This window comes from Glaciimonas sp. Gout2, assembly GCF_035018905.1.
GTDB lineage: Bacteria > Pseudomonadota > Gammaproteobacteria > Burkholderiales > Burkholderiaceae_D > Glaciimonas.
Genome location: NZ_JASJXA010000017.1, coordinates 66267 through 88563, shown reverse-complemented (window position 1 = coordinate 88563; position 22297 = coordinate 66267). Strand labels below are relative to the sequence as shown.

At 48.8% G+C, this 22297-nt stretch carries 22 protein-coding genes; 7 read left to right on the top strand and 15 right to left on the bottom strand.

Annotation, left to right across the window (positions count from 1 at the left end):
• Window positions 1-283: 283 nt before the first annotated feature.
• Window positions 284-1252: a TauD/TfdA family dioxygenase gene (locus QN379_RS13575; protein ID WP_323506858.1), complete on the bottom strand. Its 969-nt coding sequence runs from the start codon at window positions 1250-1252 to the stop codon at window positions 284-286.
• Between the two features lie 322 nt (window positions 1253-1574).
• Window positions 1575-1895, bottom strand: coding sequence for a hypothetical protein (locus QN379_RS13570; RefSeq protein ID WP_323506857.1), 321 nt, complete (start codon window positions 1893-1895; stop codon window positions 1575-1577).
• Between the two features lie 671 nt (window positions 1896-2566).
• Between QN379_RS13570 and QN379_RS13565 the strand changes: the two genes are divergently transcribed.
• The gene (locus QN379_RS13565) at window positions 2567-3751 is read left to right on the top strand and encodes a DUF2235 domain-containing protein (protein ID WP_322236916.1); all 1185 of its coding nucleotides are present in this window, start codon (window positions 2567-2569) and stop codon (window positions 3749-3751) included.
• A 266-nt stretch (window positions 3752-4017) separates the two neighbouring features.
• Here the strand turns inward: QN379_RS13565 and QN379_RS13560 are convergent, their stop codons facing one another.
• Both QN379_RS13560 and QN379_RS13555 read right to left on the bottom strand, forming a co-directional pair.
• A complete protein-coding gene (locus tag QN379_RS13560; protein WP_323506856.1) occupies window positions 4018-4461 on the bottom strand; it encodes a nucleoside deaminase in 444 nt (147 codons plus the stop codon).
• Window positions 4462-4707: 246 nt separating this feature from the next.
• Window positions 4708-5337: a carboxymuconolactone decarboxylase family protein gene (locus QN379_RS13555; protein ID WP_322236911.1), complete on the bottom strand. Its 630-nt coding sequence runs from the start codon at window positions 5335-5337 to the stop codon at window positions 4708-4710.
• A 451-nt stretch (window positions 5338-5788) separates the two neighbouring features.
• On the opposite strand from QN379_RS13555, the gene QN379_RS13550 reads away from it, so the two are divergent.
• The gene (locus tag QN379_RS13550) at window positions 5789-6595 is read left to right on the top strand and encodes a hypothetical protein (RefSeq protein ID WP_323506855.1); all 807 of its coding nucleotides are present in this window, start codon (window positions 5789-5791) and stop codon (window positions 6593-6595) included.
• A 310-nt stretch (window positions 6596-6905) separates the two neighbouring features.
• The gene (locus tag QN379_RS13545; protein WP_322236907.1) at window positions 6906-8096 is read left to right on the top strand and encodes an acetyl-CoA C-acyltransferase family protein; all 1191 of its coding nucleotides are present in this window, start codon (window positions 6906-6908) and stop codon (window positions 8094-8096) included.
• Between the two features lie 128 nt (window positions 8097-8224).
• Here the strand turns inward: QN379_RS13545 and QN379_RS13540 are convergent, their stop codons facing one another.
• The 4 genes from QN379_RS13540 to QN379_RS13525 form a co-directional block, all read right to left on the bottom strand.
• Window positions 8225-9439 (bottom strand): ABC transporter substrate-binding protein, encoded by a 1215-nt coding sequence (locus QN379_RS13540; protein ID WP_322236905.1) that lies wholly within the window; start codon window positions 9437-9439, stop codon window positions 8225-8227.
• 130 nt (window positions 9440-9569) lie between these two features.
• Window positions 9570-9725, bottom strand: coding sequence for a hypothetical protein (locus tag QN379_RS13535; RefSeq protein WP_323506854.1), 156 nt, complete (start codon window positions 9723-9725; stop codon window positions 9570-9572).
• A gap of 12 nt (window positions 9726-9737) precedes the next feature.
• Window positions 9738-11450, bottom strand: coding sequence for an acyl-CoA dehydrogenase family protein (locus QN379_RS13530; protein WP_323506853.1), 1713 nt, complete (start codon window positions 11448-11450; stop codon window positions 9738-9740).
• A gap of 52 nt (window positions 11451-11502) precedes the next feature.
• On the bottom strand, window positions 11503-12180 hold the full coding sequence (locus tag QN379_RS13525) for a TetR/AcrR family transcriptional regulator (protein WP_323506852.1): 678 nt from the start codon (window positions 12178-12180) through the stop codon (window positions 11503-11505).
• A 110-nt stretch (window positions 12181-12290) separates the two neighbouring features.
• Here QN379_RS13525 and QN379_RS13520 point away from each other — a divergent pair, with 110 nt between their 5' ends.
• Complete coding sequence (locus QN379_RS13520; RefSeq protein WP_322236899.1) at window positions 12291-12971, top strand: Pr6Pr family membrane protein; 681 nt, start codon at window positions 12291-12293, stop codon at window positions 12969-12971.
• A 267-nt stretch (window positions 12972-13238) separates the two neighbouring features.
• On the top strand, window positions 13239-14024 hold the full coding sequence (locus QN379_RS13515; RefSeq protein WP_322236897.1) for an EAL domain-containing protein: 786 nt from the start codon (window positions 13239-13241) through the stop codon (window positions 14022-14024).
• 206 nt (window positions 14025-14230) lie between these two features.
• On the opposite strand, the gene QN379_RS13510 is transcribed toward QN379_RS13515, so the two are convergent.
• Window positions 14231-14461, bottom strand: a complete 231-nt coding sequence (locus QN379_RS13510) for a hypothetical protein (protein WP_322236895.1) — start codon at window positions 14459-14461, stop codon at window positions 14231-14233.
• Between the two features lie 516 nt (window positions 14462-14977).
• Complete coding sequence (locus tag QN379_RS13505) at window positions 14978-15313, bottom strand: hypothetical protein (protein WP_322236893.1); 336 nt, start codon at window positions 15311-15313, stop codon at window positions 14978-14980.
• A gap of 557 nt (window positions 15314-15870) precedes the next feature.
• Here QN379_RS13505 and QN379_RS13500 point away from each other — a divergent pair.
• On the top strand, window positions 15871-16584 hold the full coding sequence (locus tag QN379_RS13500) for a phosphatase PAP2 family protein (RefSeq protein WP_323506851.1): 714 nt from the start codon (window positions 15871-15873) through the stop codon (window positions 16582-16584).
• Between the two features lie 254 nt (window positions 16585-16838).
• On the top strand, window positions 16839-17870 hold the full coding sequence (gene ltaE, locus QN379_RS13495) for a low-specificity L-threonine aldolase (RefSeq protein WP_322236889.1): 1032 nt from the start codon (window positions 16839-16841) through the stop codon (window positions 17868-17870).
• A 349-nt stretch (window positions 17871-18219) separates the two neighbouring features.
• Here ltaE and QN379_RS13490 read toward each other — a convergent pair whose 3' ends face one another.
• The 5 genes from QN379_RS13490 to nrdR all read right to left on the bottom strand — a co-directional run bounded on the left by QN379_RS13490 (window position 18220) and on the right by nrdR (window position 22213).
• Window positions 18220-18858, bottom strand: a complete 639-nt coding sequence (locus QN379_RS13490) for a riboflavin synthase (protein ID WP_322236887.1) — start codon at window positions 18856-18858, stop codon at window positions 18220-18222.
• 18 nt (window positions 18859-18876) lie between these two features.
• A complete protein-coding gene (ribD, locus tag QN379_RS13485) occupies window positions 18877-19962 on the bottom strand; it encodes a bifunctional diaminohydroxyphosphoribosylaminopyrimidine deaminase/5-amino-6-(5-phosphoribosylamino)uracil reductase RibD (RefSeq protein ID WP_322236885.1) in 1086 nt (361 codons plus the stop codon).
• Between the two features lie 87 nt (window positions 19963-20049).
• Complete coding sequence (locus tag QN379_RS13480) at window positions 20050-21039, bottom strand: PilW family protein (protein ID WP_323506850.1); 990 nt, start codon at window positions 21037-21039, stop codon at window positions 20050-20052.
• Window positions 21030-21593 (bottom strand): GspH/FimT family pseudopilin, encoded by a 564-nt coding sequence (locus tag QN379_RS13475; RefSeq protein ID WP_323506849.1) that lies wholly within the window; start codon window positions 21591-21593, stop codon window positions 21030-21032. Before QN379_RS13475 ends, QN379_RS13480 begins: the two co-directional genes overlap by 10 nt.
• Window positions 21594-21748: 155 nt before the next feature.
• Window positions 21749-22213, bottom strand: a complete 465-nt coding sequence (nrdR, locus tag QN379_RS13470; RefSeq protein ID WP_322236879.1) for a transcriptional regulator NrdR — start codon at window positions 22211-22213, stop codon at window positions 21749-21751.
• Between the last annotated feature and the right edge of the window lie 84 nt (window positions 22214-22297).

Sequence of the window (22297 nt, the reverse complement as noted above, 5' to 3'; positions counted from 1 at the left end):
TTTCCATCACATCATCACTAATACTTCTCTACAGACCGACTATTTGACGCTGATGACAGGCTCCATGGATATCCTTTCTCCATCATAGGTTCTAGTGATTCAGTGCAAGTAGGCACGTTGTAATGTCAGCTTGCATCGTCCTCTCATTTGCTGGCTGAACTTGCAGCCAGTCGGATTGACAGACTCAATATCCGCGCCCACTTAAAGCCTGAATAACATCCCATAACGGTGACTGATCCCCAGCAAGAATATGCATTCTTGCTGGGGACGCCTTTCCTCTAACTCAAAGACGCGGCAAGACTATGTGCGTATCCTCGTATTGGTTTTTGACCGCGACGAGGTTGGCGGCAGTAGCTAGCTCGGGACCACTGCGTGCTGCCACTACGCGTGCTAAGCTACGTCGTCCATCGACACTGATGGGCACGTCACCTGCGATGGACAAACGCCGGACGATAGGATGCTGATCACCGTAATCGTTGATGGTGTAGTGCTGCGTTGCGCGGTTGTCCCATATCGCCACATCACCGACAGCCCAGCGCCAGCGCATAGTATTTTCGAGACGAGTCACATGGCTTTGAAGTATGGACAAGAGACGTTCCGAATCGCCCGCAGTGAAATCCAGCAGTTTTTTCACAAACTGACCCAACACCAATGTCCGCTCTCCGGTTTCGGGATGCACGCGCACGATGGGATGTTCGGTTTCATAGATGATTGAAGTAAATACATCCCGATAATGACGCAAGCTTTCATCCGTTGGATCAAGTCGGGTAGCGGCATGGCCATAATCATTGGTGTGTAATGCCCATAATGTATCTGCAAGCTTGCGCAAGCCCTCGGGTAAATCGGTATAGGCCGTAGCGGTGTTGGCCCATACGGTGTCGCCCCCTACCGCTGGGATCGCAACCACACGCAAGACAGAGGCTTGCGGATAGGCCACGTCAAAGGTCACGTCGCTATGCCATGCATTCGCGCCGCCATTATAGTTGGAATCCAGTTCCATCAAAAAGTCGGCGTCGTCGCGCAACGGGGCGGCTGTAGGCGGGGCCAGCTCGCCCCAGCGGCGTGCAAAGCCTTCTTGCGCTTGGTCATCTATATGATATTGGTTGCGAAAAAATAATACTTTGTGTTTAAACAGCGCTTGCCGAAGTGACTCAAATGTATCGCCATGAATGACGCCCGATAGGTTAATACTACGTACTTCGGCACCAATACGAGCGGTTACAGGAAGGAGATCTAGATTGACTATGCTCATGGTAAGTGGTCCTCGATTTGCAATACTATGTTAACTGGCTAATTACCAAATCTCACACGCTTATAATGGGTACCAACAACCGCTCAACGCCGAAAGCAGACAGATCTTTACGCTGGCGAATAATTCGCTGCGTATGGTCAGCAGCATCTGCAATCGACTAAGTTTTTAAACACTTCGGATTATTCCTTGGCATTCCTTTATTTAAGTGGAGGGACGACACTGTTTATAGGCGTCGCTGCGAATATTTGCCCCTGTTTAAAAAAATATTGACCACGTCTTATCGAGTATCGAATAACGTTTTCAGGTCGTAAAGAGGTAACTTTCAGGGCTTGGGCTGAAAGCAGGTTGCTCTGCGAGAGTTGGGACGAGAAGAGATATGTTGATGGGCGTCGACATGCCAGAAGATGGGACGTGCTGCCGTCAAATCGCCACACTGCGAGCTACATGCGACATGCTGCGTAAAGGTCAGAAATTGTGCGCGGAAAAATATCATCGCCCAACGAAGCAACGCCGCGCACATCTCGGCGACTTGCAGTCCCGGCAACGATCCCCTTATATTGATGCCGTCAATCTTGGCACCGATATGCGCTGATAACGAGGTTACCCAAAGCGATTTGGCTTGCGGTAATACGTATGCGTTCACAGAACACCCCTAAATGATGGAACGTCGACTCTCGGCTCAAATATATCTTGCGAAAGATGTAACGCACTCCAAAAATTATCTGATGGGTAGATTTTTTTAACTTTCATAAGTCGTAAAACACTGGCTGCAATGACACCCTGTTTTCGACGATTTTATTATAAGCAACATCTCATCCAAAAACAACGAAATATTTCTCACATTCAATATTTAAAATTTTTCATTTTATTTTTTATAAAACGAATAACATACGCTCGTTTTATTTCGGAAATTTTGCCAGCCTCGCGGTCCACACCACTGGCCTTTAAGACTCACCGTTCTTATTTCTCCGGTTAAATTGGCCCTAAAGGCGATCAACCATAGATTTTTTATGTAACCCCAATGTTACGTAATGATACTTACCTGTAAACACGAATATCTATAGATTAACTTTTGCCCCAACCTTCGAAATAGAAGGAGAAACACGCATGTTAAGAAATTTTCCTTTTAAAAAATGACGGCTTAGATCCGTTTGCAGAGACATTAGTTACGACCGTTTTTTAATTAAAATCATTAGTTTTTTCTTCTCCTCTTAATGGCACATTTAAAAGTTTTAGGTATGACGTTTCCGCTTCACTGATCGACAGATTTGGCATGTCCGGCTCATGCAATGAACACAAAGGAAAGTAAACAATATGGCTAAGAATATTATTTTATGCACAGATGGCACATGGAATGGTCCCGGCAAAGATGTTGATGGCGATCCTGTTCCCACGCTGCCTAGCAATGTTCTCAAGCTGTACCACTGGCTTTCTGGTCGAGATTCAATCGCGTCAACAAGTTATGCCGGTGAAGCCGAGCGCTCACTGTTCGATTCCGACGGTAACCTGCTCCAAATCTCGAAATACCTTGATGGTGTCGGGGATGATGCGAATGCGCTGGTGAAGTTATTAGGTGGTGTATTTGGGGCCGGGCTGGTCACTCGAATCGTACGTGGTTATACGTTCATCTCTCGCAACTATGTTCCTGGTGACCGAATTTTTCTGGTGGGGTTCAGTCGCGGCGCGTACACCGCACGCGCTTTGGCAGGACTGATTCTCAGCCAGGGATTGCTCGATGCACGTAAAATTAATCTCGATGATAAAGAGCAGGCGTATAAGCTCGGTTGTGCCTTGTGGAACCAAAAACAAAAGGATGACGATCGCATTAATAAAGTCGAATTTATTCATCGGCTTGAAAAGACAATATACGATTTACCTGGTTTTTTTTCATCACCGCCTCAAGCAAGCATGCTAATTGAGGATGTTGAGATTCAAGCCATTGGCGTATGGGACACGGTAGGGGCATTAGGTATTCCACAATACGAGAACGAAGATCAGCGGTTAGATGTTTTTCGCTTTGCGGACCTCGCTCTGAATGAGCGCGTTGAATATGGGTTCCATGCAATATCACTGGACGAACAACGGACCGACTTTACTCCGACGTTATGGGATGTGCGAACAAATCTTACCCAATGGTTGTCGCCAGGGGCGCATGCCGATGTAGGCGGTAGCTATCCGACTGGTATTGAAAGTGGATTGTCTGATCGCGCCTTATTCGCAATGCAAAAGTATCTTGCCGAGCTTCCCGGAGGGAATGCTGCGCTGTTCGGGGCGCCTCCACACGATGCCAACCCTGACGTTTTGGGAGATGCGCACCAACCCTGGATCAGCTCTCCCTATAAGGAAATGCCTGCTGAGCGTAGGCAGTCAAGATTATTCAATACCGAGCAAGGACTTTTAAAAGATACTTATATTGATCAGAGAAAGGCGGGAAGAGCAGTAAAAGCAGATCCTTCAAAATCACCCGAAAAATATACGCCAGAAAATATTCCAATGTGATGACAGCACTATCGCGGCTTTTCATTTATTTCAACTTAAGTGTAGAAACTGCGAGTGCGTCGATGACAACCAAGCTAAGTCAATTGGCTTAGCTTGGTTTTAATGGGACAAACTTCCTAAAACGATCTGGCTGCAACGAATACGATAGTTGGGGCGATACTGATGACGTTTTGGTGTTTGCTCTCTCTCTTCAATTCAATATATTTCAGCGCGGTTGAGACACCGAAGGTGTCATGAATCAGGGCATCATTTGATGAGCGTAGAATTTAATCTTCCCCAATGTCCTCATCCCAAAGCGCTGGTTGGGCTTGGATAAAATCCCGCATGAGGGTGACGCATTCGTCGTTATCTACTATTTCCAAGGTCACGCCACGCGACCGCATGTAGGCTTCCGGTCCCTGGAAAGTCTGGTTCTCTCCAATGACAATTTTTGGAATTTTGTATAGCAGCGCCGCGCCGCTGCACATGTCGCAACAAGATAGCGTGGAATACATGACCGCCCGTTGATAATCGCTGGCTTTAAGTCGACCCGCGTTTTCGAGGCAATCCATTTCAGCATGCAAAATAGCGCTGCCGTTTTGCACGCGCCGATTGTGCCCTCTTCCCACGATTTTATCGTCAATCACCAGTACCGAACCAATAGGAATACCACCTTCAGCGAGTCCTTTTTTCGCTTCTTCGATGGCTGCTTGCATGAATTTGTCTGTCAACTTAACCTCCTGATTGATGCGCTAATGGCGTAGCGAAATGGAACTGCCGCCGAGGAACGTGAAAACCAAGTTAACGCCATGTAATAAGCGACCTGACGCTAAATACTCTGCGGCACCGTTAGATACCTTGTTACACCAGCTTAACACTGGCTTGACTGCGGCTTGACACAGAGTGTAATGCATTGCAATCACCGGTTCATTTACAAAACGATGGCAGTGAATCGAGGATGACGTCAAGCACAGAAATTACTCTGGAAAGCGGCTCAGTCTTTTTCCATTTGCGGGCATTTGATATTGCGCCACATTGAGTTGCATCGCCAATAAAGTGTAATAGGCATTGATACCGGTAAGGTCGACTATCCCTTTGCTGCCAAATCGTTTTTCGGCCCGATTGTAGGTGGTATCTGATACACGTTTGTTTTTGTGCAGCTCGGTCGAAAAATTGTAGACGATTTCCTCGTCGTCGGTCATGCCGGTTGGACGGCGCCCATCAGCGATGGCATCAGCGACTTCTGGTTTGATACCGGCTTTTAACGCAATCGGATGATGTACATACCATTCATAATCCTGGCCCCACTCCCGTGCAGTGATCAAAATGACGAATTCGCTCAGTGTGTTGCCAAGGGCCGAGTTATACCGCAAATAATCCCCCATCGCCCGCGCCTGACTCATGACTTGCGGGCTATACATCAACGGCTCAAAGGGGCCAAAAACCGGGACCTTGCGGGAAGCAAGAAATGCGTCCGCGGCTTGCTTTTGCTCGTCGGTGTATTTCTCCGGTGAAATTGTCGGAAGTCGGCTAGCCGCTTGTGCGGTCATGTTGCATGAGATTGCCATCGTAATCGCGATCATGGTTGACTTGGTGATTGCCTTCATTTTGTCCCTTGTTGGTTATTTGGTTTTTGTAGCGAGATAGTACGTTCTTTTTGGTTTTGTTGGAGCGACTAAACCAAGCCGTCTGTTGCGGCCTTCCGAAAGGCAACAAACCCTTCGAACCGACCGTATACCAAATTCAACGCAACACAATAATAATTCCGTCTGCAAACAAAATGTCAGAAAATATAGTAATTGATAGTATTGCTGACACCCTTTTGTTGGCACGATAAGCTTTCATAACAGAGTTGCCGCGTCGAATAGATACAGCAGCACGGAATCAGGTGGATCTTCACGAATACCAATAATTCAATCTTTAATCATTACTCTCCCGCACAAAAACTAAACCGCTCGACCCAAGTCGCAGTAGCGAAATTAAACCTCTGAACGCCAAAAAAATATGGAGACTGCGCTCATCTCAAGCAACATCAGTAAAGAAGCTCACCGGGTTCACATGAAAACTGATCCCATCTTTTCTCTCGAACATTTGAATGCCGCACTTTTACCGCCTGATGCCGAACTGAGCCTTCAGAGAAATAACGTATTTTTACCAAGCGACGTACAGTCAGCTCTCAACCTTGTATTAGCCAGTAAAGCATTCTTCAAAGCGAAGAGAACGAGTCGCCTGCTAGGCTTTTTGGTGGAAAAATCCTTATCCGGTGAAGTCCGGGAAACCAGTGAATATGCTATCGGGATTGGCGTATTTGATCGTGATCCGGCTACCTATCGCACTGATCATGATCCCATCGTGCGCGTTCAAATCGGTCGGTTACGAGAAAAACTGAAAACGCATTACGCGGCCGAGGGAGTGCACACGGATCTGATGTTCGTTATCCCGCTTGGTAGTTATATGCCATTGATCCACAAACATTCAATCCCAGACGCTATTTTTCAGTCAGACTCCTTGCTGACCGTGGTACCAATGCTGCACCTTTCCGACAGTACCCAAGGTGCTGCTTTCACCTCTGGATTTACCGAGGAACTGACGTTCCAATTATTTAAAATATTTGGCACAAGAATCATGTCGCATACGTTTCTCGACACCACTGCGCCGATGTCGCCGAAAATTCACTATCGGCTGGAAGGAAGTATTCGATTTCAAGACGGTTTTATACGTGCCGCGTTAAGACTAATAGATACTCCGGGTTGCATTGCTTGGTCTGAGCAGTTTGATCGTTGTGGACCGCTCTTGATTGCCGTACAAGAGGAACTTGCGTTGGAGATTTGCCATGCTTTAAAGCGCCACTTCCTGAAAGATTGAGAGCACCGGTAACAATACCGGGCATGCAAAAAAGTGCTACTCTCCGGTATACTCATGTTTAAGTCGTTGCTATCAGCGTGGCAAACGATCATTTAAGAGGTTGCTTGAGGTCTCATTTTTGCCATTACCGTGATCAAACCAAGAACAAAAACATGACTTATTAGCACCCCGCATTGACATAACCTCACTGCACTTGATGTAAAATCAGGTGCATACCAAAAGCAAAAAGCGTAGACAGATAACTATCAACCAGCGTTCTTTACCGGCGCGGTTTGACTTCATTAACACTTCATTCCGGAGACTAATCATTATGGCTAACACAAGAGAAGTAGTAATCGTCGGCGCAGCGCGTACAGCAATCGGTACTTACGGCGGTTCGTTGAAGGATCTTGCACCAAGTGAACTAGGCGCCATTGCCGTCAAGGAAGCTTTTGCCCGCGCCAAAGTTGATCCAGCCCAAGCAGGTCAAATCGTGTTCGGTCACGTGATCCATACTGAAACCCGTGACATGTACGTATCGCGCGTGGTGGGTATCAACGCCGGAATGAGCAAGGAATCTACTGCGTTGACACTTAACCGTCTATGCGGCTCTGGACTTCAGGCGATTGTTTCGGCGGCAAACGCGATTCAACTCAATGAGACCGATATCGCTGTTGGTGGTGGCGTTGAAAATATGAGCCGGGCGATGTATTCAACCCAAGCGGCGCGTTTTGGCGCACGTATGGGTGACATCAAAATGGTCGATATGATGGTTGGTGCTTTATCCGATCCTTTTGGCGGCGGTCACATGGGTATCACTGCTGAAAACGTGGCAGAGAAATATAGCATCTCGCGTGAAGAGCAAGATGCGTTCGCTGTTGAAAGCCAAAAGCGTGCGACGGCGGCGATTGCAGCCGGTCACTTTGCTTCGCAAATCGTGCCGGTTGAGCTGAAAACACGCAAGGGTGTTGTTCTGTTTGACACGGATGAATATCCAAAAGCCGACACCACGATCGAATCATTGGCTAAACTGAAGCCAGCGTTCAAAAAAGACGGTGGTACTGTCACAGCCGGTAATTCGTCCGGCATTAACGATGGCGCAGCTGCTTGTGTGCTCATGGAAGCGGGTGCGGCTGAGCGTGCTGGCCTGACACCACTCGCCCGTTTGGTGTCTTACGCCGTAGCCGGTGTTGATCCATCGATCATGGGAACCGGCCCGATCCCAGCCGTTCAATTAGCGTTGAAACGTGCCGGTCTTAACTTGAACGACATGCATGTCATTGAGTCGAACGAAGCTTTTGCTGCGCAATCTTTAGGCGTCTGCAAAGGTCTCGGTCTGGACCCGGCAATTACCAACGTCAATGGCGGCGCCATTGCACTTGGTCATCCGCTGGGCGCAAGCGGTGCAATCATCACGATCAAATGTTTGTATGAATTGATCCGCACGAACAAACGCTATGGTTTGATCACAATGTGTATCGGTGGCGGTCAAGGTATTGCGGCGATCATTGAACGCATTTAAGTAACGCTTGACGGTTGGGCACTTCCATTTAGAAGTCCCCGATCCATTGCAAGCATCGGCAATCAACTGATGTACAGTTGGTTGCCGATGCGAACGGTTTCTCCATCATCTCGGCGATAACACCGATATCATTTTTTCAGCAGCGGGCAGCTCGATTGTGACAAAGGGCGGAATGCCTCGTTACCCGGAACGACTCCCACCACGTTGTAATAGTCCCAAGGCGTCTTCGACTCGGCAGGTTTTTTGACTTGCAGCAGTAACATGTCGTGCACCACGCGACCATCTTCTCGCAACGTTCCCTTTGGTATCACCACGTCAGCGATGGGCAACTCATGCATTTTTTTCAGTACGGCGGTGGTTTCATCCGTGCCTGCGGCTTTCACTGATTTTAAGTAATGCATGACCGCTGAGTACATACCGGCTTGCGCCATGGTTGGCATGCGTTTTTGAACGTCGAAGAAGCGTTTGGACCAGGCACGGCTGTCCTTGTTGTAATCCCAGTAGAAGCCTTCCGTGAGATACATGCCCTGCGCGATATTGAGGCCCATCGCATGCACGTCGCTGATAAACATCAGCAAAGGGGCGACGATCTGGCCCTTGGCAGCAATACCAAATTCAGTCGCTTGTTTGACTGAGTTGACGGTGTCGCCACCGGCATTCGCCAAGCCGACCACTTTTGCTTTAGAGCTTTGCGCCTGCAGCAGGAAAGAGGAGAAGTCACGGGAATTGAGTGGATGCCTGACAGAACCCAGCACTTTGCCGCCACCAGCGATCACAACGTCCGACACGTCTTTTTCCAGCGACTTGCCAAAGGCGTAATCAGCAGTTAAAAAGAACCAGCTATCGGCACCGCGTTTGACCAATGCTTTGCCGGTCCCAACTGAGCTGGAATAGGTGTCATACATCCAATGTATGCCAGTCGACGTACATTTTTCATTGGTAATAGTGCTTGATGCCGAGCCAACCACGATCGCAATTTTGTTCTTTTTCTGTGCCACGTCCAGGACGGCTAACGCCACATTAGTCGGCACTAAATCCATCAAAACATCGACGTTTTGCTCATCGATCCATTCGCGTGCTTTGAGTGCAGCGACGTCGGCCTTGTTTTGACTATCCGCACTAATGAGTTCGATAGGCTTGCCTAGAACAGTGCCACCAAAGTCAGCAATCGCCATTTTGGCAGCAACGATTGAACCCTGACCCGACAGGTCTGAATACAGGCCAGAAAGATCGGTCAGTATACCGATCTTGACGACGTTATTGCTGATCTGGGCGAAGGCGGATGTGATGCTTGCGCCCAGCAGAACAGCCGCCAGTGTAAGTTTTTTTATTGTCGTCTTCATGCTTTTTGTCTCCCAAAAAAAGCATTTCGAGTTCAACGTTGTGAGATAAGCCGCTAGTACCAATTGCTCAGGAATAACGCAGGTTAAGTATGAATAGGTTTTCCAACCCAGCCTGACCCGCATTGGTTTATCAGCCCTTACCATTGATGCCAACACCAACCAACACTACGCTCAAATCGAAGTGCCCGGCCGCCATCTGTTCTGTTGTCAGATGTTCAGCCCGATTAAATGATTGCTCCTCCGGCGGTTGAAAGCCCGAAAAACAGACGCCACCAACGAATACCAAAACCGCTCTACTTTAAATAGGTATCACCCGCGCTCTGCGGACGATCCGATGTGCTTGCGCAATATCGGACCCCATTCCCATAGTCCCAAACATACTTCCCCAACTGCCGCTCAAACCCGAGAGCCGACTCGATATAAAGGCATCCGAAGTATCCTGGGTTGAATGATGAATCAACTCGGCACCTTGTAAAGCCCTTGCCATCGCCTCGGTCGCGGGGCGAGCCAGATACTCGTTCTCGCATGCGGCATCCATCAATTGCGCAGTCTGATCAATGTACACGTCAAAACGTCGATCCGCACCTTTTGCCTTGGATATTTCTGCAACAAAGGCATCTCTGGTCGTCCGGTCCTTGATCATCGCTCGCCGCACGTCCATGCACATCATATTGCCCGTACCTTCCCAGACGCTATTGAGAGGTGCTTCGCGATATAGTCGCGCCATGGGGCTTTCTTCAATAAATCCATTTCCTCCATGACATTGCAATGCTTCATACGCAATTGCGGGCGCGCGCGAGCAATTGAAATATTTTGCCATCGGTGTCGCAATCCGGGCAAATGCACGTTCATGCTCGTCGTCATCGAGATGATCTGTGGCACGGGCCACGCGCAACGCCATCAGGGTGGCTGACTCTACTTCGATCGCCATGTCTGCCAGTACATTAGCCATCATTGGCTGTTCGGCAAGCGGTAGCTTGAAACCACGTCGAGTCGTTGTGTGGTTGAGCGCAAGATTGAGGGATTGACGCATGAGCCCAGCGGAACCCACCGCAAAATCAAGTCTGGTCAAATGCGCATGGGACAGAATCTCACGTATGCCGTGGCCTTCTTGCCCCACCAGAATCGCCAGCGATCCCGCATATTCGATTTCGCTCGATGCATTGGAGCGGTTTCCACACTTGTCTTTCAGGCGCTGGATGAAGAATCGGTTGAAACTGCCATCCGGCAAGGTACGCGGGAGAAAAAAGCAGGTCACGCTACCGCTCACTTTTGCGAGCGTAAAGAAGCCATCTGCCACCGGGACGGAGCAAAACCATTTGTGTCCAGTCAGCGAATACCAACTGGCTTGCCCGCCATGATAGGCCTCGGTATGCGAAAAGACGGCGGTGGTTTGCGTCTCTCGCAGATCGGAGCCGCCCTGTTTTTCGGTCATAGCGTAGCCTAAGACGACGCTGGATTTCTGGCTCACTTCTTTGCGACCGAAATCGTATTGATTGCCCGTTGCTTTTTCGGCCCAGAGCTTCAAGGCCGGTTCTGCCACCAATCCTGCGTAGGCGGCATACGCCATGCCCGTGGGACAGCCTGTCCCTTGCTCGACCTGATTCCACAAAAACGACAACACCGCGCGGGCAAAATGACCGTGAGGTTCTTTAACGGTCCATGCGAGTGAATGGACCTCGTGATGCCAGGCTAACGTCATCAGTTGGTGCCAGGCTGGATGGAACTCAACCCAGTCGATACGATTGCCGAATCGATCATGTGTGCGTAATTCGGGCGAATATTTATTGGCGAGGCGTGCTGCTTCCTGCACCGCGGCATCACCGGCGACGGCGCCAAGTTCTGTGCAACGTGCAGCCGCCCACGGCGCGTCTCGGGCAATTGCGGCTGACACTACGGCGTCGCCTAGAAAAGCGTTAAACCCTTCTAATGGCGCGGCCTGATTGCGTACCTCATGCGTTGCATAGCGATCGGTGAGGCTCGCCAGTTGATCATGAATCGGGGCATTCATCGCATCTTCTCCTTTGGTGTAATGATTTTTATTGTGTAGACATGGGGCGAATTTATATGTGTGTCGTCGGATGGGCTGTGCAAACGGACGCGCAGCAAATAACGGCGATTTCGTCGGCCAAACCCACAGCGACCGGGGATTCTGTGTCAAGGTGGGGCGACAAAGGTGATAGCGGACCGACCAGTGCCTCCATAAAGCCGCCTACGATAATGGCGGCAGCGACGTTTGCTCTCAAGCCGCTGCGAAATTCGCCACTGCGCTGGCCCTCCTCTATGATCCCGACAATTTCTTGCCCGATGGCAAAGCGCCATACCAAACGGGCCTCGTCAATTTCACGATCACAGGGTTCGGCAATCAGTGCAAATGCCAGGCGGCGATTACGCATGGCGCGCTTTACAAACGTGCGCACGGCACACTGCAAACGCTCGGTTGGACTGCCATCTCCATTGATGATCTCAGCAATCACAGTCACCTCACGCTGACTAACAATGGCGAGCACTTCTGCGAATAATTCGGCTTTAGATGAAAAGTAGCGGTATACAGTGCCAGTGGCCAATCCGGCGGCGGCGGCCACGCTGGCGACTTGACCCTCTTGCCAGCCGCCCTCGCTCACCAGACGCCGGGCAGCAGCCAGAATGCGCGCACGATTTTGGGCAAGATGGGCTTCCACCTGTTCACTACGTCGATAAACCATGGGAAATGTCGCATTAATTACAATGAAATGAATCATAGTTCATTTCTTAAAAAGTCACAATCGATAGCAAATACGCCTATGATGTCCATCGTCAGCGTCTTATCCCGTGCCACAATCGATCAATTAATATTCCTCAAGGAAACGGAATGACACGTCATCAATGGAACGTACGCTATTCGGTAGTGGGGGCTTTAGTCAGTTGGATCGGAATAGGCCTTGAATTTTTTATAACGCTCGGGCGGATATTGTCACAGGGCCGCCACTTTCAAGACGCGCTCATTTTGTTTTTTAGCTTCTTCACGATTCTCACCAATATTCTCGTGGCATGTGCCTTCACCGCGGTTGCGTTAGTACACGGTAAACGTACAGATGGCATTAAAAAATCGAGAGTGTGGAATTTTCTGGCAAGCCCCTTTATTCTTGGCGGTATCGCACCCAGCATTGCGCTGGTGGGGATCGTCTATAACCTGGTATTGCGACAGCTTTGGCACCCAACCGGATGGGCACGCGTCGCTGACGAATTACTTCACGTCGTTGTGCCGATTGGTTTCGTTATCTATTGGTGCTTGTATGTAGCCAAGACGGGACTCCGGTGGAGGGACGCACTGACGTGGGCGATCTATCCGATCTTATACCTTGTTTATGCATTGGTTCACGGAGCGCTATCAGGAGTTTATGCCTATCCATTTATCGATGTCACTACACTCGGATATGGTGCTGTACTGATAAATAGCCTCGGTATACTCATCGGATTCTTAGTTATGGCGCTCATATTTATCGCCTTTGACAGGCGCAAGGCTGCGACGGTCTCCAATAGTAGTGCATAGTAAATAATGTCATTGGGCTCTTCTGCTAGATGCTTCTGATTCCCTCGGTAAATTTGGACCAGAATAAGCCTTGGTATCACCGCCGTCGCTATGACCTTCGATGGCGAGTGAAGCCAGCCAATATTAATAAAGCAGGTTTGTATTGATTTAACAACATCGAACAGAAGGCAACCTCCCCATTTGCGTTACGAAAAATGACAGGACAAAAATTGTGATACAAGTAAAGGGCAACGCTCGTTATTTAATACTTAATAAGAAAAACGCCAAATGTCACCTATTCATGTCACCCAGTCAAACGCGTCAGCATTGAGCGGTAAATGCGTGGAATGCAAAGATTTAAAGGAATTGGACTTCGATTTTGTGTTTGCTTATCAGCCCATCGTCAATCTCGACACACGATCGATTTACGCACATGAAGCGTTGGTTCGAGGGCCGAACGGGGAGTCTGCCTTCTCTATACTCTCGCAAGTCACGGAGGCCAACCGCTATCGGTTTGATCAGGCTTGCAGAGTCAAGGCAATCCGCGGGGCTTCAGAGCTTGGGATGAATGAATTGCTCTCGATTAATTTTTTGCCCAACGCCGTCTACCGCCCTGACGTGTGCATCAGGAGCACTTTCGAGGCAGCGCAACGATATCATTTTCCAATTGAACAAATTATCTTCGAAGTAACTGAGGGTGAGCAAATACATGATCGTGCTCATCTGGTGAATATCTTCCGTGAATACCGCCGTTTTGGCTTTCGCACCGCTATTGACGACTTTGGCGCGGGCTATGCTGGGCTAGGTTTATTGGCTGAATATCAGCCGGATATTATAAAAATCGATATGGCGCTGGTACGTGATATTGATACCAGCAAGCCAAAACAGGCTATCGTCAATGGTATTGTTTCAATCTGTGCTGCGTTAGATGTACGCGTTTTAGCAGAAGGTATTGAAACTATCGCTGAGCGCGACTATCTGCATAATGCGGGGATCGATTTGATGCAAGGCTATCTTTTTTGCAAGCCCGCATTTCAGGCAATCGGAATTGTCGATCCAACATCCTGGTTATAAATCACAGCCATACGTCCAATAATTGGGGTTCGCTACACACACTACATCACTTGCTTAAGTATAAAGAAGGCAGCAATTTTGCGGCCCTGCTGAACTCTTAAAGAGCTTACGCAAACTCTCCCTGCAAAGCTTATCTGGGAGTTTCGGGCAGCGTAAGTGGTTGGGAGAGCGCAACGCCGATAGGTCGGTTTTGCGTGAGAATCATACTATTGATCGGGTGATCCGGCTCTAATCACTGTAATCCTGTCAATAAAAAATTCGCCATCAATACATTTTCTATGCGGTACGCCGGTAACTACAAACCCGTGATTACATTCCTCCGCCCATAGTTTGGCGACGGTATCGAATTCTTCAGGTTCGAGGCCTAGCATAGCGCCGGAAATAACAAATTTAGCGCCTTCTTTTTGCTTTTTTACAATATCGTCAATTTTCGCCATACGGTTTCCATCATCTTATTATCTGTGACGCATCATAACGCGACTTGGATGCACGTTGAGGTCGAAAACGCACAAAGCAAGACGATGCGGCTAAGAGGCATCTAATGTTGCTAAATGCGATTGCTCGAAACGGGCTATCAACACGTCCGATCAATAGCCTCGAGACATGATAAGCAACCATCGCCGAAATAGCAGTATCTGAAGATGGCCTGGCTGGACGCCCGCCGTACACTCCATTATCAGATTGCTTCTATACAGGCGTTTGTAATAATCGCGACAGATAAACAGCTCGCGCTTACCAAGCCGCAACAAGATTGAGTAAGGCGTGGACTCTACGCCAAATCGGGAGCCCGAAGTGATAGATGTATTGTTCATTTTATTAGCACCGACGCGTTACAGGAGCTAATACCTTACCATAACTACTGTGTATACATACAGTTATATGGATCGTAGTTGTATTTTTGCGAAAATTAAAATAGCCGAAATTTGTGCAATTTCGGCTATATTTTTTTCAAATTAACGATCATATCCTCTGCGCCATTCGTGCTCGCGCCACTCCCGTTCACGCCATCCGTAGCCATGGCGATAATAGCCGGGGTTCCGATAATAAGGACGGGGATACGACTCAACGTATACTGGCGGCGGTTGAACATACACAGGGCGCGGCGCGTAATAAACAGGTGGCGGTGGCGCGTAATATACAGGCGGTGGCGGCGGATAATATTCTGGGCCAGGCACACCTACATTGACCGACCAATCGACTTGTGTTCGCGCGATCGCCGGTGTTGCGGACCAAAGCAAACTAGCAGTAGCTAGTAAGCTAATTGCTGCAATGCGTAAGGCTTTTTTCATGATTATTCCAAATGAATTAAATGAGGTAAGGCACAACCTCATTTAACCTAAAAATTCGCCATCCTTCCATGCTGAAGTCGTAAGGCATGTAACAAACTGTATCGTAGCGTTGTACCCTTTAGCTGACGCATCAAGTGACAGACTATTTTGAAAACGATAGCGGCATCGAAGTTCCAGGCGCTTGTGCCAAAGCGGGCTAAATAAACCCCTGGCAGCCATCAGCCATCAGAACGACATGAAGAATTCACAATCGTATTCAATTCATTAACATGAATGCATACAGTAATAAAATGTGACCCCGTTCCGCAAGTGCCGCATCTCACTTAAGGCGAGACCAAAATAGAATGTGAAGAGCTATCCTGATTTTCATCAGGATAGCTCACTTTTCTTGTGCTATTCGATGCACAAAATAGCGTAGTAATCGTCACATCAATTACAGTCATTACTAAGCTGTAGGCTGCAGATACTGACCAAAAATCCAAGAAAAACAGGAAAGCGTTCAAGTTAAAAAAGGGGCCAGATAGCAAAACAGTCTGATCATAGATGGAGTGGATATCATGTGGAATAATTATGTGAATCTTGCTGTGATGCATTGGCTGGGCCAATTCACATCAATGTCGGCGCCTTTCAATCAAATTATTCACTTTATTGCCGGCTCAAATCTATTCAAAGGCGTTCCTATCATGGGGATGCTTTGGTACTTTTGGTTCAGGGATAGCGACTCAACATCCAACACACGTCAAAGTATTATCGCGAGTCTGCTCGGCTGCGTCGTGGCCGTTTTCATTGCCAGAATTGCCAACAATATCGGGCCATTTCAACCGCGCCCCTTCGCCAATTTGGCACTCGCCTATCCTGAACATATCGGGTTACCGGCAGCGGACAGTCAGGCTTTATATATATGGAGCTCCTTCCCTAGCGATCATGCCACTTTGTTTTTTGGTCTCGCCAGTGGTATTTTCCTCATTTCGAGGTTGACCGGTTTTATGCTTTATCTATATGTTTTTATCTTTATTGCCCTGCCACGTATTTATCTCGGTTTGCATTACCCTACTGATATTTTGGCTGGTGGACTTTTAGGATTCGGATGTGTGGTGTTGAGCAACCGTGCAAGCGTGATAAAACTATATGGGCCGCGCTGCAGTCTGGTGTTAAATCGTTATCCTGCCGCCTTTCAGGCAACCCTGTTCATCATTACAGTTGAAATAGGTACGCTGTTCGGCGATTTTCGTATGCTCCTTGAAGGAATCGTCAAATACTTTCCACGTTAAGAATGGCGCCTCCTTGATTATTCCGTTGCCAAAAGTATTATTTTTTTTCAATCTTGTTCCAGCTAAAGAGAAAATTCTTTTTGTGAATGCGATGAGATTGCGGGATTTATTTGCTGTTATCCGAGCCAAGCTAGCTAAAATTTAGCTGCAAAAAGCCAAAGCCCTTGTCGGCGTTGACGTGAAAAATTCTGCTTTTGCGTATTGATTTGCGGTGATCGGAGTGTCAAGATATGGACTCTTTTCAAGGAGATCCGATGAGCACCGTAATCCGACATGATTTCAGAAGCGATACTGTCACTCGGCCCAGCCCTTCAATGCGCGCTGTTATGGCCGCTGCAGAAGTCGGTGATGACGTATTTGGTGACGATCCGACAGTCAATCGACTTGAAAGCGCTACCGCAGAGATGCTAGACAAAGAAGCTGCGTTGTTTCTACCATCAGGTACGCAAGCCAACCTCATCGCGCTGATGTCCCACTGCGAGCGCGGAGATGAGTATATCGTCGGTCAGAAAGCACATTGCTACCGTTGGGAAGCAGGTGGTGCGGCGGTGTTGGGAAGTATTCAACCTCAACCCTTGAACAATCAGTCAGACGGTACGATGCTCCTTGCGGAAATTGAAGAGGCGATCAAGCCGGACGATTCGCACTTCGCACGGACGCGACTTCTTGCTCTGGAAAACACCACCGGCGGGAAGGTTTTGCCCGTGGCCTACGTCAATGCTGCCACGGCCTTGGCGCGACGTCATGGGCTTGCTTGTCATCTGGACGGAGCACGTTTGTTTAATGCAGCTGTAATGCTGCGCGTTTCTGTAGCATCACTAGCAACGCCGTTCGACTCCATCTCGGTCTGCCTGTCAAAAGGACTGGGCGCGCCGATCGGTTCCGTGCTGGTAGGTTCTGCTCCGTTTATTGCCAAGGCGCGACGATTGAGGAAAATGCTTGGCGGTGGAATGCGGCAGGCGGGCATTATCGCGGCGGCGGGCTTGTATGCTCTGGAACACAACGTGGAGCGGTTAATCGAGGATCACGCCAACGCTACACTTCTTGCCACCGGTCTATCAAGTTTCTCGGGACTGACGGTAGCCATGCCGGATACCAATATGGTCTTCGTCAATGTCGCTGCGGATATTGCAGTGCCGTTTTCGACCCATTTGGCCTTGCACGGCATCGGCGTGACATCGGCATACACCGCGACCCAGCAACGCTGGGTTACCCATTTGGACGCGTCCAAAGAAGCGGTCGAGGCCGCACTATCGGTAACACGAGATTTTTTCTTGAAACGATAAAGCTTTAATGAGATTGCTGATTGACGGAAAAAACCGCGACAGGATTAGAGCGCAATTCACGTTTTCCACGCATCATATCGGCACCAATCTTATTTGAATTGTCGACAATGTGATCCACCTCCACGTATTGTGAATCTTATACATTAGCGGGGGTATCGATCTTGGGTTTCGTGCAGTAAGTATTTAGACAAACTACATTTATTCAACCCACAACACTCAAAGAAATGGAGTGGATCATAAATGTAGTAGTGGACCTCATGTCGATGAAGTATTGCAAGTGAACCGTGGCAAATTTCAGCTTTACATTTCAGCCTTAAATCACCTTCAATTCCGCAACTTCAATTCAGCTTCAATTCGGTGCTGGGTTATGCGTCGAATTGGATACGGACAACATTCGCTCGACATATCGGGCAATCAGATCAACCTCCAGATTAACCCGTTTACCGACCGCCAAATGTCGTAATGTCGTGACTTGAATTGTGTGCGGAATCAGGTTAATCGAAAACAGACACGCGTCCGCTGTATCTTCAATTCGATTGACCGTGAGCGATACACCGTTGACCACGATCGAGCCCTTGTAAGCGAAGTATTTCGCGAGATCACGCGAGGCTTGTATAACCAGTTCCCACGATTCGCCGACTGGCTCAAACTTCGTCACCAAACCCAGTCCATCGACGTGACCGGACACTAAATGTCCTCCCAAACGTTCTGCCAATGTTAATGCTTTCTCCAGATTAACCTCGCCCACAGCATCCAGACCAACGGTGCAATTGAGACTTTCTCGCGAGACATCAACGCTGAAAGTGGTGGCGGATTTTCCTGTCACGGTCATGCAGGCACCGTTCAGTGAAATCGAATCGCCAAGTGCGACATCGCCCATCGGCAAATCTGCTGCATCAATGTCCAGCCGAACGCCGTCTTCCGGGCCGTCGCCCTGTGTGTGTACTGAAGTAATTTTGCCGACTGCTGCGACGATGCCTGTAAACATAAGTGGAGGAATAAAAAGTTAAGTGAATCTGGCAAGGATACGCAAATCCTCGCCTATTTGCTTGATCTCGTAAAATTTCAACAAAAATTTATCCTGCAAGTTATCTAGACCAGGAAGATCAAACATACCCCGTGCATCCCCCAAAATCGTCGGTGCAAGGTAAACAAGTAGTTCGTCGACGCATCCTTCCCTGATTAATGACGCATTTAACTTAGCACCCGCTTCGACGTGTATTTCATTAATTTGGCGTTTGCCCAGCGCCAAAATGACTTGTGGCAAGTCGACTTTGCCTTGCGCGTTGGGGATCACAACGACTTCTGCCCCTCTTTCTTGAAGAAGTGCTTCCTTTTCGGTATTGCCGACGGCGGAGAAAATTAATGTCGGCTCACCGCTTAAAATGCGCGCTTTCGGGTCAATACCCAGTTTGCTGTCGATGATGACACGCAATGGTTGCCGTACCACCGAAATGGCCCGCACGGTCAGTTGCGGATCATCTTGCTTTACCGTCCCGATTCCGGTCAAAATTACACCAGCGCGGGCGCGCCAGAGATGCCCGTCGTCACGTGCTTGAGAAGAGGTAATCCACTGACTTTGTCCATTATAGAGCGCCGTTCTACCGTCCAGACTCGCGGCGACCTTGAGTCTGACCCATGGCTTCCCACTCTGCATACGAGAGAAAAAACCAATGTTCAGCTCCCGTGCCTGTTCTGCCAGAACGTCAGTTTCTACGACAATTCCTGCAGCCCTGAGTCGTTCAAAACCCTTACCGGCAACCAAAGGATTAGGATCGGCCATTGCTGCCACCACTTTTGCCAGGCCAGCGCTCACCAATGCGTCCGCGCAAGGCGGTGTGCGCCCGAAGTGACTACAAGGTTCAAGAGTCACATAAGCGGTTGCACCCTGCACATCATGCCCTTTGGAACGCGCATCGTTAAGCGCTTCAACTTCAGCATGATTGCCGCCAGGCGATTGTGTATGCCCTTCGCCAATAATCAAACCATCTTTGACGATGACACAACCGATGGCTGGATTTGGTGCACTGGTGAACAATCCCTGTTCTGCCAGTCGCAATGCGTGGGCCATAAATACATCAGCGTGCGTCATATAGTGAACCTGTTGAAAGTAATAAGAAGTAGCAAGTTGTTATTAAGCAGCAGATAAGTTATGAGCCGCATAAGCCGCTTCATTGCGCTAACTTGGCCAAGTTGGCTCAGACTGCGTAGTAGCCGCATTATTACGTAGTGTAACAATACTCGTCATAACAGTCCGCAATTTACCGTCCGTCGCCATCTGCTCCACGCCATCGCAATCAACGTAACGCTGCGGCGTGCTGGCATTGCGCTCACTGGCATGTAATTGCAAACACAATTTGACGCGGACCACCCTTTTCCAATTTTGATGCTGGTCTGGCGATAATCCATCAACTTGTGTCGCGGTCAAAAACTGTTTCACAGAAAATCCATCAATCGCCGCCACACCAAAAACAAGCCGCATATTCTCTACGTTATTAAGTATGGGCTGCGCAATACTACGGCCATTGCCGCTATTACCTTGGCAATACAAGGATGTCGTTTTTCGACCTGACGGCGTGGCCACAAAAAATCTATTGCTGGCTATCGCCACAGCCTTACTGGCGCTGTAGCCGGGGTGACTCTCCGGCAAAGCAACTACGCCAGCCTGAGAACCGTTGCAATCAGCGCCTGCACCATTATCAAAATCAAACGTATCTGCCACGCGATAGGCGACTTCAAATGCAGCCGCTCCCTCATCACTGCTGTTGCAAACAAATCCGTGCGACAACGGTTTAGTAAACCCAGAGTCACAGCCTCGCAAGCCCTGTCCGGGTTCACCGTTTAGGCCAACAAAATCTGTTTTATCGACTTCAGCAGCGTTGACACTCGCAGACGTCAAATGCCCAAAACCGGCTTGCCGCAAGTTTAACTCCATCAATTGCATGGCATAGCGACCATCTTGCTGCAACCGAAGCTGGTTTTGATTCATCCGGTAACTCGTCTTACTACCAAAATACAAACTGCCTACCGCTGCGATTAATCCAACGCTAATCATCATCGTCACCATCAATTCAACAATGGTGACACCGCCTTCACGCGCCTTGCAAACCTTACGATATAAATCGGGCGCGCGCGCCAGTCTTTGTCGCCTGAAAAATATTATCCGCATTCTGAGGTGCCTACCAGTACGTTCATGCGACCACTTCGGCTCAAACAAATAACCCGCTCAAATTTACCCTCGTGACGCAATACCAGCTTGGTAAAACTCGCTCCGGGACGCCCCAAACCGTCGTACTTGATCACTTTATTCTGACCGATGACGCTGGTATTGCGGTGTAATGCGGCATGTCGGAGCAAGGCCACCTTTTCACCTGGCACCATCACAATCCAACCGCTACCCCAATCGTCATCGGGACGTCCCTCGCTGGCGCTGGAGATGCATAATACCGGTTTCGATTCAGCATGAACACTACGACAAATCACCACTGAACGGCCGCGCTTGATGGCCTCCGTGCGTGCCAGCGTTGCTGCGGCAACAAATTGATTCACGTATATGCTCATCCGCGTTTCGATAATAAAAGCACGCATCGATGGCGCACCAATGGCGAGTAATATGATCACGACTAGCATCGCGATCATTATCTCAATCAGGGTAAAACCATAACGCAATGTGAATACTGGAAAGGACAACGGAACAGAAACAACGGCAGAATGCGGTATCAAAGACAGCCTCGCATCGAATGAAGGAGGAGCGAATACTATCGTCTTTTATTACAACTGAACCACTTTCGACGAGGAAAATGGACCAACTTAAGCCTAGGATTAATCGCGGACTTAATCCTGCGCCGAGCAGAGTGCAGAACTTAGGAAGTTGAGTGCTATTTTTTTCGGGTCGGCCCTGAAAATTCTTCGATCATATTTTGAAATTCTGCCACGTCCTCAAAGCTTTTATACACTGACGCAAAGCGAATATACGCAATTTTATCAAGTTGCTTCAGCTCATGCATGACCAGTTCTCCCACACGACCGGTGATGACTTCACGCTCACCGCTGGCAAGCAATTTTTCTTTTATTTTTTGCAATGCCTCATCCACCGATTCTGCAGAGACTGGGCGCTTACGTAGCGCGAGCATCAAACTTGCACGCAATTTTTCAGGATCAAATTCGGTACGACTGCCATTTTTTTTGACGATCACCGGCATCACCAACTCAATCCGTTCGTGAGTCGTAAATCGCTTATCGCATTTAGTACAACGGCGACGACGACGGATGGCATCCCCTTCTTCTGAAACACGCGTGTCCAGAACCTGGGTTTCTTCATGGTGGCAGAATGGACATTTCATGATGGCAGCAATCTAAATAACGGTTGATCGACGCTCTGTTGGCTAGCACATTATTTTTCTTTTGCTATCGCCATATTATAGGGG

Coding starts and splice junctions, on each gene's coding strand:
- QN379_RS13510 (WP_322236895.1), bottom strand. CDS start 14,461: ATGGCGAAAATTGACGATATTGTAAAAAAGCAAAAAGAAGGCGCTAAA.
- ribD (WP_322236885.1), bottom strand. CDS start 19,962: ATGACGCACGCTGATGTATTTATGGCCCACGCATTGCGACTGGCAGAA.
- QN379_RS13480 (WP_323506850.1), bottom strand. CDS start 21,039: ATGCGGATAATATTTTTCAGGCGACAAAGACTGGCGCGCGCGCCCGAT.
- QN379_RS13555 (WP_322236911.1), bottom strand. CDS start 5,337: ATGAAGGCAATCACCAAGTCAACCATGATCGCGATTACGATGGCAATC.
- QN379_RS13505 (WP_322236893.1), bottom strand. CDS start 15,313: ATGAAAAAAGCCTTACGCATTGCAGCAATTAGCTTACTAGCTACTGCT.
- QN379_RS13565 (WP_322236916.1), top strand. CDS start 2,567: ATGGCTAAGAATATTATTTTATGCACAGATGGCACATGGAATGGTCCC.
- QN379_RS13540 (WP_322236905.1), bottom strand. CDS start 9,439: ATGAAGACGACAATAAAAAAACTTACACTGGCGGCTGTTCTGCTGGGC.
- QN379_RS13525 (WP_323506852.1), bottom strand. CDS start 12,180: ATGATTCATTTCATTGTAATTAATGCGACATTTCCCATGGTTTATCGA.
- ltaE (WP_322236889.1), top strand. CDS start 16,839: ATGAGCACCGTAATCCGACATGATTTCAGAAGCGATACTGTCACTCGG.
- QN379_RS13575 (WP_323506858.1), bottom strand. CDS start 1,252: ATGAGCATAGTCAATCTAGATCTCCTTCCTGTAACCGCTCGTATTGGT.
- QN379_RS13550 (WP_323506855.1), top strand. CDS start 5,789: ATGAAAACTGATCCCATCTTTTCTCTCGAACATTTGAATGCCGCACTT.
- QN379_RS13500 (WP_323506851.1), top strand. CDS start 15,871: ATGTGGAATAATTATGTGAATCTTGCTGTGATGCATTGGCTGGGCCAA.
- nrdR (WP_322236879.1), bottom strand. CDS start 22,213: ATGAAATGTCCATTCTGCCACCATGAAGAAACCCAGGTTCTGGACACG.
- QN379_RS13545 (WP_322236907.1), top strand. CDS start 6,906: ATGGCTAACACAAGAGAAGTAGTAATCGTCGGCGCAGCGCGTACAGCA.
- QN379_RS13520 (WP_322236899.1), top strand. CDS start 12,291: ATGACACGTCATCAATGGAACGTACGCTATTCGGTAGTGGGGGCTTTA.
- QN379_RS13530 (WP_323506853.1), bottom strand. CDS start 11,450: ATGAATGCCCCGATTCATGATCAACTGGCGAGCCTCACCGATCGCTAT.
- QN379_RS13490 (WP_322236887.1), bottom strand. CDS start 18,858: ATGTTTACAGGCATCGTCGCAGCAGTCGGCAAAATTACTTCAGTACAC.
- QN379_RS13515 (WP_322236897.1), top strand. CDS start 13,239: ATGTCACCTATTCATGTCACCCAGTCAAACGCGTCAGCATTGAGCGGT.